Annotated in this window: 8 protein-coding genes and 1 pseudogene; 3 read left to right on the forward strand and 6 right to left on the reverse strand. The window is 41.3% G+C overall.

Features of this window, described 5'->3' with window-relative positions:
- Window positions 1-30: 30 nt before the first annotated feature.
- Entirely contained in the window at window positions 31-273 is a 243-nt protein-coding gene (locus IPL35_10130; protein MBK8443734.1) for a hypothetical protein, read from the reverse strand.
- Window positions 274-394: 121 nt separating this feature from the next.
- Here IPL35_10130 and IPL35_10135 point away from each other — a divergent pair, with 121 nt between their 5' ends.
- On the forward strand, window positions 395-1138 hold the full coding sequence (locus tag IPL35_10135) for a glycosyltransferase family 2 protein (GenBank protein ID MBK8443735.1): 744 nt from the start codon (window positions 395-397) through the stop codon (window positions 1136-1138).
- Window positions 1139-1153: 15 nt separating this feature from the next.
- On the opposite strand, the gene IPL35_10140 is transcribed toward IPL35_10135, so the two are convergent.
- Together IPL35_10140 and IPL35_10145 are read right to left on the reverse strand one after the other, a co-directional pair.
- The gene (locus IPL35_10140) at window positions 1154-1402 is read right to left on the reverse strand and encodes a hypothetical protein (GenBank protein ID MBK8443736.1); all 249 of its coding nucleotides are present in this window, start codon (window positions 1400-1402) and stop codon (window positions 1154-1156) included.
- A 149-nt stretch (window positions 1403-1551) separates the two neighbouring features.
- Entirely contained in the window at window positions 1552-2049 is a 498-nt protein-coding gene (locus IPL35_10145) for a hypothetical protein (GenBank protein ID MBK8443737.1), read from the reverse strand.
- Window positions 2050-2416: 367 nt separating this feature from the next.
- Here IPL35_10145 and IPL35_10150 point away from each other — a divergent pair, with 367 nt between their 5' ends.
- Window positions 2417-3181, forward strand: a complete 765-nt coding sequence (locus tag IPL35_10150) for a T9SS type A sorting domain-containing protein (GenBank protein MBK8443738.1) — start codon at window positions 2417-2419, stop codon at window positions 3179-3181.
- A gap of 572 nt (window positions 3182-3753) precedes the next feature.
- Window positions 3754-5354: pseudogene (locus IPL35_10155) on the forward strand (thioredoxin family protein).
- Window positions 5355-5439: 85 nt separating this feature from the next.
- Here IPL35_10155 and IPL35_10160 read toward each other — a convergent pair.
- From IPL35_10160 to IPL35_10170, 3 genes are all read right to left on the reverse strand, one after another.
- Window positions 5440-8220, reverse strand: coding sequence for a hypothetical protein (locus tag IPL35_10160; protein MBK8443739.1), 2781 nt, complete (start codon window positions 8218-8220; stop codon window positions 5440-5442).
- Window positions 8189-10555, reverse strand: coding sequence for a hypothetical protein (locus IPL35_10165; protein ID MBK8443740.1), 2367 nt, complete (start codon window positions 10553-10555; stop codon window positions 8189-8191). Before IPL35_10165 ends, IPL35_10160 begins: the two co-directional genes overlap by 32 nt.
- A 367-nt stretch (window positions 10556-10922) precedes the next feature.
- Window positions 10923-12392 carry an SUMF1/EgtB/PvdO family nonheme iron enzyme gene (locus IPL35_10170; GenBank protein MBK8443741.1) on the reverse strand — a complete coding sequence of 490 codons (1470 nt, stop codon included), beginning with the start codon at window positions 12390-12392 and terminating at the stop codon, window positions 10923-10925.
- Window positions 12393-12473 lie beyond the last annotated feature (81 nt).

Genomic DNA, 12473 nt, shown 5'->3' on the forward strand with positions numbered 1-12473 from the left:
TTTAAAAGCAATTTGCAAAGCATTAATTCATCAACCCATTCCGCAACCGGTACAATAATAAGCACGAGGCTTGCGGTTTTGATTATTTTCCTTTGAACATTCAAGTTCTTCTTTGGAAGCCGGCACAGTTTTTTTATCAATAACTACTTCTTGTATTTCTTTATTATTATCAGACGACAGGTTCGGTGCTTTTTCTCTGCTACAAGCACTGTTAAAGCTGGTAATTGCTAAGGCTATTGCCATAGATTGCAAAACAGATGAATGAATTTTCATACAATATAGTTTTTTATTTTTTTAAAAATAAGTGCAAGATGGTATTCGGTTTATAAACGATTTATCAGACAGAAAAACTATATTTGCTTTAAAAAATATTTTTTCATCTGAAATCATACACATGCTGAACGGAAAAAAAATAGTGGTAATTATGCCTGCCTACAATGCAGCACGCACCTTGGAACAAACATATCGCGAAATTCCTTTTCCGCTCACCGATGCCGTTATTTTAACAGACGACCGCAGCAACGACAACACGGTATCACTGGCACAACAATTAGGTATTGATCATGTATTGAGTCATGAGACCAACAAAGGCTATGGCGGCAATCAAAAAACCTGCTATCGCAAAGCCCTCGAAATAGGGGCAGATATTGTGATAATGCTGCACCCCGATTATCAATACACACCTTTACTCATTGCGCCAATGGCAACAATTATAGCCAGCGATTTGTATCCGGTGGTGATTGGTTCGCGTATTTTGGGCAGCGGAGCTTTGCGTGGTGGTATGCCCTTGTACAAATACATTTCCAACCGTTTTTTAACCTTTTTTCAAAATCTGCTCACCGGCAATAAATTGTCGGAATACCACACCGGCTATCGCGCATACCGCCGCGAAGTGCTGGAAAGCATCAACTTTGAAGCCAACGATGACGATTTTATATTTGACAATGAATTTTTGGTACAAATTCTTTTCAAAGGTTATGAAGTGGCAGAAATCACCTGCCCGACCAAATACTTTGCAGAGGCATCATCTATCAATTTCAGACGAAGCCTTCGCTACGGATTGGGTGTGATGCGGGTGTCGTTGTGGTATTGGTTAGCGAAGCGCGGCATTTACACCCACCCCTTATTCAGGCAATAAAAAAAATCCGCTTTTTTATGCACAAGAGAGCGGAGTAGTGTTTTTTTGAGTGTGCAGGCTATATTGCAAAATGAAATCAATACAAGCCGAACTGGGCGAAGCTGCAAAAGCCGACAATTTATTTTTCATTTCTTTCATTTGTATAAACTCGGCTTGTAGTTGTTCGTCTTGCTCTAATACTTCCTGAATGGCTTTGCTCTCTTCCAAAGAAGTTTCGCGGTATAAGCAGCGAACTAAATCTTTTTTTGTACAAGTTTGTATCATAGGCTTTTTGATAATGAAGTTATATTTTGTATGATTTAGATATATTATTGTTTAAAACACAAATGCCTAAAAAATATTGTATGGGGTTAAAATTTTTTTACTTTTTTTTAAAAAAAATAGAAAAGGTGCTTGAATCAAAGCAAAAAAAATTAGTGTTTTCGTTGTGGTGGCAGGTTATTGGGTTGGCTTTGTGCCTGCACTGAAAGGAGCTGTTTGAGAAAATTCAGTCCGGCATCGGTAAACTGATGGTCGCTGCTTTTGCCGTCAAGGGTTAGTTTTGCCCAGTTGCAGCCTTTTTTTACGGCATAGTCAATGGTGGCGGCAATATTGCCTTCGCCATCTTTGAAAGTGATGCCGCCATCAAAGTCGCAATTTTTTTTGACAGGGGGCTGATTGGTTAAAAAGAACACAAATTGTGCAATTTGTTCTTTGCTTTCGGTTTCGGAGGATATTCCTTCATCATAAAACTGAAATTCTACCAATTGGCTGCGTTTGAGATAGGGGGCTAAACGAAGGGCGATTTCCTGTGCATTGGCATCGGCAGGAGCAGCAGCTGGTGGTGGGGTAGAAGCGGCAGTATTGGCAGGGGCGGCTGTAGGAGCAGTTGTCGGTTGTTCGTTTTTGCAGGCAACCACAGCCACTATCACACAACACAGCAACAAGTTATAATAAAATAAGCGCGACATCATCATAAAAACTACAATATAAATAAGGGTTGAATAACAAGATTAAACAGAGTTCACACAAATTTAAAAAAATTATGTTGTACGATAAAATATTTTCACCAAGCCATAGAGACATTGCAAAATATTTTACATTTTTAAAGTATCGTTTTTTAAAAATAAAAGACATTATGGCAGATAGCCAAGCATATATTTCAGAACAAAGTAACTGCCATTTATTATAAAGCATTTTATAAAATATTTCCGCTGTCTTTCTATTTTTTCATAAAAAGACTATCTTTGTTTTTTACTAAATTTGTTTTTTTTATTTATTCCAACATTTTTTATACGAATGAAAAACATTTTACTTTTTACGTTAATGTTGCTCTCTCCACTATTTGCGCTTGCACAATGTGAGCCGGATGCTTCTTACGAAGCCCAAGGTGTAGGTGTGTATCCTTTGCCTGACCCCGTAGGTGCAGATGTGGACACTTTAGGCATTACCAAAATCGGCTATGTAAATCAGCCTTACGATTTTACATTTACTGCCGTAGTACCGGATTCTTTGAATTTGCTGGGCGCACTCGCCGATTTGGATTCGGTAATTATTTATAAAATAGAAGGTATGCCGCAAGGTTTTACTTATTCGTGCGGTACGGCAGATTGTAAGTTTCTGGACAAAACTTCAGGCTGTTTGAAAATAGAAGGCACGCCTGCCGCCACCGGAGAATACAGCATCAAAGTATTTGCTTATGTGTATGTAAATGGCAATGCTACTGCATTTTTGCCTACGGCTACCACTTTTCCGGGTGCCATTTTTCCGGGTGAGTATATTTTAAAAATACAAACCGGTACAGGCATCGAAGATGTTGCTTTTGCGGCGGCGGTATCTTTGTCGCCCAACCCCGCCTCCGATTACCTCTCTTTGCAAAGCGAGCAACTACAAGGAGCTACCATTGAGCTGATGAGTATCAACGGAGCAGTATTGAGCAAAGAAGTGAGTCAGGGCAACAGCCACCGCCTGCATATTGCACATTTACCGGAGGCTTTATATGCCGTAAAAATCACGAACGCACAAGGAAAAACAGCGATTAAGAAATTTTTACACCACAATTAATGGTATTTAGCATTAATTGACATTTTTTATCGGCAGCCCGCCCTAAATTTGCAGCATGCAAACAAAATAGTCCATATAAAACCTTCAAGATTGGCTTAAATCTTGAAGGTTTTATTGTTCTACACTGCATCAAAACATTTTTGTATATAATTCGTTACTTATCTTTAAAAGATAATTACTATATGAAAAAGATAGTTTTATTATTGTTATTGATAACGGCACAAAGCCTTGTTGTATCGGCACAGATTTTTAAGCCCGTAAAATGGACAATAGATAAAAAATCGCTGGGCAACAATGAGTATGAACTTACTTTTCATGCAAAATTAGACAACGGTTGGTATATTTACTCGCAAGATAATTCGGGAGAGGGTCCCATACCCACTACTTTTACTTTTGAGAAAAAAGAAGGAGTAGAAATGAAAGACGGTATGCTGGAAGAGCGCGGGGCAATTATAGACAAGCACGACCCGATTTTTGACATGCAAGTGAAAAAATTTTCAAAAGAAGTAACTTTTGTCAAAAAAGTAAAAGCGTCTAAAGCCAACGCCAAAGTAGCGGGCTATTTGGAATTTATGACCTGCGACCACGAACGCTGTCTGCCGCCCGACCAAGTGGAATTCTCTTTTGAGTTGCCCCAAACTTCGCCTGCTTCTTCCAATGTCGGCAACTCACCCAAAAACAATGGGGGAATTTTGTCGTCAGGAAACGATAAAGCTGACAATGGAGGTTGGGCTACCAACAACAATCAAGGAGGCACTGCCAACAACAATAATACTACTACCAAAAACGGCAAAGACAACAACAGCCCAACGGCAACAGCCACCACCACACCCGCCAACAGCGACCTTGGCAACAATGCAGCAGCAACAGCTACCGGCGATTCTGCTGCAATAACAACAACAGCCGCTACCGCCGTTGATGCCACTGCCGCCGTACTCAATGGCAATTTGGAAGGGCTTATCGCCGACTGTGGAGCAGATGCCAGCAATTACAAACAAAGTGGCACACACAGCAACTGGTGGATTTTTTTAATGGGATTTTTAGGAGGTTTGGCGGCATTGCTCACACCTTGCGTATTTCCGATGATACCGCTCACGGTGAGTTTTTTCACCAAACGCAGCAAAGACCGCGCTTCCGGCTTGCGCAATGCCATCATTTACGCGCTTTCCATTATTATTATTTATGTGGGATTGGGATTTTTGGTCACTAAACTATTTGGTGCCGAAATGCTCAACATCATCTCCACCGACCCTTGGGTAAACATCGGATTTTTTGTGGTATTTGTAGTATTTGCGCTTTCATTTTTTGGTTTATATGAAATCAACCTGCCTTCCTCGTGGATTAATCAAGCCGATACCGCCTCCGAGCGCGGCGGCTTGATAGGGATTTTCTTTATGGCATTCACTTTGGCATTGGTATCGTTTTCCTGCACAGGTCCTATCATCGGAACTTTGTTGGTAGAAGCAGCTGTAAAAGGACAAAACATAGGTCCGCTGATGGGAATGTTCGGATTTTCGCTGGCATTGGCGTTGCCTTTTGCACTTTTTGCGATGTTTCCTTCGTGGCTCAACTCCCTACCCAAAAGCGGCGGTTGGCTGAATGTGGTAAAAGTTGTACTGGGTTTCATTGAACTGATTTTCGCCCTCAAGTTTTTATCCAACGCAGACTTAGTAAAACAATGGGGCTTGCTCCCGCGCGAAATATTTTTGGGAATATGGGTATTGTTGTTGGGAGCAATGATGATTTAGAAGTAGCCATCGCAGAAGCTCGCAAAACAGGAAAACCGATTTTGGTAGATTTTACAGGTTGGGCTTGTGTGAGTTGTCGTAAAATGGAAGAAAATGTATGGCCGCTCGTATCCGATGAGATGAAGGAATACACGTTGGTTTCTTTATATGTTGATGAAAAAATAAAATTGCCCGAAGCACAGCAATTTACTTACGAAGTAAACGGCGAAACCAAAAAAGTACGCACAGTGGGCGATAAGTGGACTTATTTACAAATCAAATGTTTCAACAGCAACAGCCAGCCCTATTATGTACTGATAAACGATAAAGGTGAGTTGCTCAACAAACCAGTGGGTTATACACCGAATGTGCAAGAGTACCAACAGTTTTTAAAAGAAGGAAGCGAACGTTTCAAACAAGGAAAAACGCTGTTGGGTCAGCGATAAAAGAAAAAAAACCGACCATAATAAAATCCCTTTGCTCCAAAAAAAGAAGCAAAGGGATTTTATTTTTCAGGGCAACCAGCAATAACTAATCTACAATTTTGATAGATTTAAAATCGCTGAAACCGCGCACTTCGGGATAATACATCAACTGCGCCACTGTGGGGTTTATTTTGTAGCTGCCCGGAATTTGAGCACGCATCAAATAGCTGTATTCATATTCGCCTTTGCCCAAATTGGTAATTGTAAGAGCCAAATGAGCATCGCGGTATTCGCGGTGGGTGTACCAATTATTGTAGTTCGGATACCATATACGTCTGCCGTGTTTTCCGACAGAATACTTGTAATTATCTTCACCTTCAATAACATACCCTTTTTCATCGCGGATAAATTCACAACCTGCGGCTATGGGGTCTTCTATCAACACAAATTCTTGCGTATTGTCGGCTTTTACGGTTACTTTTACCAAAATTTCATCGCCGCTTTTCAAATCCTGAGTACCAACGGCTTGTTTGGCATAAATAAGCGAGCCGTCTTTTTGTGTTTTTTTCACCAATTTAAAATACTCGCGCTTCACCTCAAAAGGCGCGTTTTCGGCAAGAATATTACGCGCTTCAATGCCATCTCCTGCCACATAATAAGTGAGTTTGGCAGAGGCGTAGTTACTGCCTTTTCCTTTTTGTTTGATAACAATGTGATTATCGCCGTGTTTGAGCAAATTATATTTAGATAAATCAGGGGCGGCATTTTTATCCACATGATAATTTTGTGCATAGAGTGTCAACGGCTCTGACTTTTTAAACACATCGGCGGCGGCAAAAGTGCGGGTATCTACTTTTTCGCCATTTACCCATACTTCTACTGCTAAATCAGGATTTACTTCTTTTTTAATAATCTCCTGCAAACCAAAAATAATCATGGCAGTTTGGCGCGTATTGTGCCATTCATTTCCGCGTCGTTTGCTCATCAGCCACAAAATAGCTTTTGGTAACAAAGGGTGTTGCGGTTGCACGGCAGCAATAGCTCGCACTACATTGGCGGTGGTTTCTACTTGGTCATCTTGCCACGAATAATAGAATTTTTTACTGCCCCAATAAACAAACGCACCTTCTTGCTGCACCAATTTTTCCAATTTATCCACCATATCCTGTACAGTAGCTTTATCGTTGACAACATTGGCAGCTTGTGCCCACAAAGCAATTTCGTAAGCATCTTTACCCGAAACAAGCGGTTTTTTCCACAAATCGCTCATACCACATTCGGCAGCTACCATCATTTGATAAGCCTGCGTAGCCGGATTGTCGTAGTTGTTAATTTCTATTTGATTTCGGAGTGCATTTTTCGCTTGCGCAAATAAATGTTCGGACACTGTAAATCCGGCTTTGGCGGCATTGTTGAGTCCAAAACACACATAAGCAGTCATAAAAGGGTGGCTTTGGTCTTGCTCCCACCAACCGAAACCGCCGTCGGGGTGTTGGAGTTCGCCCAGACGCTTAAAACCCTGCGCTGCCATTTTTTCCAATTCGGCTCTTGAAATAGTGCTTTGATAATCGGTGCCAATATTTTGTAAAGTATTAGCCACTACCACCAAAGGCATAAAGCGGCTCATGGTTTGCTCCACGCAGCCATAAGGATAGCCAATGAGCTGATCCATAGAAGAGAGCAAAGCGGCAGTAACCGAAGGAGCCAAACTCAACTGTGCCTGCACAGCACGAAGGTCGGCAGAGGCGGGTATGTGGAGCGTGATGGTAGCATCTTGGTTATTTTCCAAATAAGCGGATTGAGCTTTTACCATTTCCAAACCATAAGGCAACACAGGCACTTTTATTTCCATAGCATCGCTTTCTTCGTTGGTGAGTGCTTTTACAGTAAGTTGTGCTTTGGGCGTAAGCCATTCGCTTTTCACTTTCCAGTCGATGCGTTGCTCGCTGTTGGCGGCTACTTCTATCATTTGTTCAGTGCCTTCGAGCGTAAGATTATCGGCTTGCAGCGAAACTTTTACGGTTTTTTTATCAAACAAATAGTTGTGAATATTGGTAGCAATGAGCAGTTCGTCGCCAAGCGTGATGAAGCGGGGGGTTTCCATACGAACCAATAAATTTTTGGTAACGACAATTTTAGCCTGCGTTTGTCCCACTTTGCTATCGGCGGTGATTACACGGGCAGTGCTGCGCCAGGTGGTGAGGTTATCGGGCAAAGCGATATTGACTTTGGCTTCGCCGTTGGCATTGGTTTTGAGCGATGGATTCCAATAGATGGCATCGCGGAAGTCGCTGCGCACGGTGGCTTCTACGAATTTTTCTTCGGCACCGCCGCCACCGTTGGCACTTTCTTTGGCAGCCATACTTTTACGCGGACCTTCGGCGGGTGCAGCAGAAGTAGTTACTGCTCTTGCTCTTTGCACTACTACTACCTCATCTAAATTATTACCGCCTGCAACAGCATCCGCAGCAAAAGCAACAGCCTCCACTTCATTCATTTGATCACTGATATAAATATCCTCTTTGAATTCTTTATTATTTTTATCATCAACAGCTATATTGAGCAATACCGCTTTTACATTGGGAGTTATTTTGATATTTTGTAAAATCGTATGTTGATTTTTATAAGCTGCTTTTGCAGCGAGGCTGTATCCTTCTGACACTGCCTTCTTCATATCCAATTTTATGGTATAAGCCCCTTGCGCATTGGTAACAGTATGAGTATCTCCCACCAAAACATCAGCATTAGTGATAGGCAAGCCGCTATCTTTGTGCAACACATAACCGGATACCAGCAAAGATTCATTTTTTGGCTCTGCACCATAATATACCGCCGCCAAGCGATACCACTCGCTTTTATTCAGATAACATGGCGGCATTAAAATCATTTTTTTTCCATTTCAATCTGCGCCATTCCAAACCAAAAGGCGACAACCAATTACTATTGCTGTAATAATTGTACTGATTGGCGTTTGTATTTACATATCGTTGTTGTTGGGCATCATAAAAAACTTTGCGAATATCGGGCGTGTTGTCGGGATAAAGGAAAAACAAGCTTTCGTCGGCGGTGGCGAGTGCTACATCGGCGTTGGGCACGGGCTTGCCGTTTGCATCGGTTACGCGCACCGTAGCTTCGGCGGTAGTAGCGGGGCGGTAGTCGCTTTCATTAAATACAATTTCTACATTGAGATACTGCTGCTGCGGAATAATGGTGATTTGTTCTTGTCCGAACTGCAATTGCCCATTTTGATAAAGGGCAACGGCTATATTTAATTTGCCGTAAATATGAGGAGCTATATCAAAAACAATTTCGCGTGCGCCGCCATTGGTATCGGCATTTTTATCTTTTTTAAAAGTATATACTTCGTAATGATGAAAAGCATCGCTGCTTAACGTAATAAGGGCATCGGCAGCTTGTGGCACAAAAATCATTGCCTGCACTTGTTCGCCAGCATTATACACTTTTTTGTCGGTAAGTATTTGCATTTGTGCGCCATTTTGTTGCCACCACGCGAAATTATCTTTTTCGTCCAAAATATAGGCATAAGCGGTAGCAGTGGTGAGTTTGCCGCGTGAATCTTTGGCTTCCACTTCAATGGTGTAATATCCGCTTTCGTTGGCTTTAAACTCCACGACAGCTTCGCCGCTAGTAGCGTTGGTGCTTACATTCTGAGTCGTTATCAGGCGTTTGTTGCTGTAGCCGTGTTTATAATCCTGCGCATATACCCGCGCATAGATGTCGGTTTGTACCGGTTTTTGATTGTAGTCGGCGGCGGCAACAATAACGCGCACCATATCATTGGGCTTGTAGTAATATTTTTCGCTTTGGGCAGAAACGGTAAATTCGGTATTGGCTACGGTAGCCGAAGCAGAGCCGCTGATGGTGCGGCGGCTGGCATCAGTGATTTCGGCAATAACGGTGTAGCGGTAATTTTGGGTAGTTTGAGCATCGGTGTTATAACTGACATAAAAACAGCCCTGCTCATCAATATTTCCATTACCACTATGCACAATTTCGCGCTCACGATAGTAAGGATAATAATCCTCATACCACCATGCGTATGCACATCTCCAATACCAAGGCGTATAAAGTTGCTCACGAATAATTTTGTAGTTCACTTCGGCATTGGTAACAGGTGCGCCAAAAAAATATTTGGCACAAATTTCTGCTTTCAGGGCATCGCCCGACACATATTGTGATTTATCCAACTCCACCAATACTTCGTATTCCGGTTTTTTATATTCTTCTACCAAAAAACCAGTTCTCTGTACATTATAATTATAATACCAAGGGTAGCGTTCTTCCTCTTGTAGTGCAGCGGGATAAATATCTATATAATAATTGCCGAGTGCGGCATCTTGAGTCAATTGAAATTCGTCATTAAAAGTACCGTCTGCCGAAAGTTCCACCTCTTTTTTAGCAACTTCGCTGCCGTTGGGGTCGGTAATTTTATATACAAATTTTCCTTTGGAAACAACATACCCTATACTTTCTTTATCGCGCAAAATACCCTTAAAAAGCACTGTTTGTGTAGGGCGATAAGCCGAGCGGTCGGTAAAAATATATTGGCGGTGGCTTTGTTGGCGTTGATAATAATAATCAAAATAGCTTTGCGATACACTCAGCTTTCCGTCAGCGATAGCCAACACAGGTAAGGCGGAATGGTATTGATTATCTTTTTGAGGCAACTTTACAAAAGCGACACCATTTTTAGCTTTTATTTCCAAAGGTTTCTTTTCGCCTTTTCGGGGCACATACACCGAAAAATCACGGTGTATATTTCCGCCATTATCAGACAAAGAAGCAAGCATTTCATTGCCCAATGCCTGTGTAATCAAAGCATAATGACTTACGATAATCGGAATAGCGGCATTTTTTCCGCCCGACACAGCCTCTAAGACATACACACCCTGCGGCAATTTTCCCACCGACAAAGGCTGATAATTATAATCAGAAAAATTTTGCTCCCAAGTTTTTACAAGTTTCATTTTGCTCAACAACTCATCATCAATGGGCTGCGACTGCATAAAAAACGATTCATTCAAAAACTGTTCGGAAGTAGCTTCGTACAATGCCATCTGAAACGCTGCCTGATTAGCGGAGCGACCGGCATCGTAATTGTAATAAAAATTCAATTGCACTTCTACATTATCTGCTTCTGTAAAAGTGCGATAGCAGTTGAGGTTAAAATATAAACTTTGTTGTTGTTGTGCCCTTGACATGGGAGAATTGAAAAGAAATAAAAACAAATAAATAAAAGGTATAAAAATAGAAAAATCGCGATATTTCATAATTTAGTAAATTTAATTGATATGAAATGATGAATTGGAAAAGTAAAAATCAAATTCGTTTAAGTCTGTATTAAAATTTTATATTGATAATACAACGTAAAAAACCTTTTATACATAATAATAGATACGAAAAAATAAGTCAAATAATTTCAAAAGGATAATATGTGGGGGTAATTTGATTAATTTTTACAATTTCATGAAAATCAGTTAGCTAAACAAATGAATTAAAAAACAAAAGCGACTGCCAATCATTGAGTATTGACAGTCGCTTATAAATAACGCAGAAAATAAGAAATAATTATTGTCCTGCTTTTGATTTAGGAGCTTTGAAAGTTTTTCCGTTCGGGCTACCCACATTAATCATCGCACAACGGAAACCTACGGTGCTGGAAGATTTGTCTTCGTCCATAAAGCGACGAGTACCCGGAGAAAGGAAGTAAGCTCTGTCTCTCCAAGAGCCGCCTTTAATAACGCGCGATTTATCGCTCACCAAAGTAGTTTGGTCAGATTCGTAAGTAAAGCCGGATTCCTCGTCACCGTCAATATAGTTGATAACATTACTTTTGCGATAGTTGTCGCGTTGTCCGATTTCTTCGGCTGTATATTCACGATATTTAATACGTCCCAAAGAATCGCGTTGCGGCGCACCTTCTTCATCCATATCCAAAGTTTCAAATTTATTACCACGGAAAGGATTAAAATCTTCGGCATCTTGGCTGGTCATCGGGCGATATACATCTAAGCACCATTCGCTCACGTTACCCGCCATATTGTACAATCCGAAATCATTAGGCAAATAAGCACGAACAGGAGCAGTAATTTCGGCGTTATCGTTCAAAGCACCAGCAAGACCCATATAGTCACCACGACCGCGTGCAAAGTTCGCCATAATATCGCCTTGATTTTTACCACCTTTGGTATAGCGCACACCCTGACCATTCCAAGGATAAATACGGCGTTCGGTATAACGCTCTTCGCCTTTGCTGGGTTGTGTACCAATCAAAGCCAAAGCAGCATATTCCCATTCAGCTTCGGTAGGCAAGCGATAATCAGGCACCATAATACCATCTTCAAATTTCACCGGACGTGTTTCTTCTCCGGTAGGATTATAGCTTTTCATACCTTTTTTGGTAATACCTTCATATTTGCCCAATAAGTAAGATTTAGAGTTAAAATGGTCTTCTCCCACTTGGTCGGGGTCAAATTCCAAAACGCCCTCCTCAATTAATTTCAATTCGTTCACGCGGTCGGTACGCCAGCGACAAAATTCATTAGCCTGCAACCAAGTTACGCCCACCACGGGATATTCGTTGTAAGAAGGGTGGCGGAAATAATGCTCTACATAAGGTTCATTGTACGACAACTCTTCGCGCCATACCAAAGTATCGGGCAAAGCCGCCTTCACATATTCGGGATATACCGAACCAAAAGTACGACCCAACCAATAAACGTACTCGCGATAGCTGATATTGCTCACTTCGGCTTCGTCCATCAAAAAGGAAGAAACCGTCACACGGCGGGGAATATTGTGATATTCAAACATCACATCTTGCTCGGTATTCCCCATCACAAAAGTTCCGCCTTCTATGAAAATCATACCCGGTGCGGAGGCTTGTTCTTTCTTCTCGCTTTTTTCAAAGCCGCCGAATTTCGGGTCGTTGTAATTCCAGCCCGTAGCCGACGATTTATCTTTTTTGGAACAAGAAGAAAAGGTAAAGGCAAGCGTCAGAGCCAGCCCCATCATCAAAAACGATTGAATGCCTTTCATCATATTTTTTTTATTAAGTCAAAATTTTAGGTGCGTTCAAAATTAGTTATTTGTATTGAAATTACTTGATTTTTTAACAAA

The sequence above is a fragment of the Sphingobacteriales bacterium genome (assembly GCA_016711285.1).
GTDB lineage: Bacteria > Bacteroidota > Bacteroidia > Chitinophagales > UBA2359 > JADJTG01.

Excerpts from the sequence above, each read along its gene's own strand:
- IPL35_10130 (MBK8443734.1), bottom strand. The coding sequence starts at position 273 with ATGAAAATTCATTCATCTGTTTTGCAATCTATGGCAATAGCCTTAGCA.
- IPL35_10135 (MBK8443735.1), top strand. The coding sequence starts at position 395 with ATGCTGAACGGAAAAAAAATAGTGGTAATTATGCCTGCCTACAATGCA.
- IPL35_10140 (MBK8443736.1), bottom strand. The coding sequence starts at position 1,402 with ATGATACAAACTTGTACAAAAAAAGATTTAGTTCGCTGCTTATACCGC.
- IPL35_10150 (MBK8443738.1), top strand. The coding sequence starts at position 2,417 with ATGAAAAACATTTTACTTTTTACGTTAATGTTGCTCTCTCCACTATTT.
- IPL35_10160 (MBK8443739.1), bottom strand. The coding sequence starts at position 8,220 with ATGATTTTAATGCCGCCATGTTATCTGAATAAAAGCGAGTGGTATCGC.
- IPL35_10165 (MBK8443740.1), bottom strand. The coding sequence starts at position 10,555 with ATGTCAAGGGCACAACAACAACAAAGTTTATATTTTAACCTCAACTGC.
- IPL35_10170 (MBK8443741.1), bottom strand. The coding sequence starts at position 12,392 with ATGAAAGGCATTCAATCGTTTTTGATGATGGGGCTGGCTCTGACGCTT.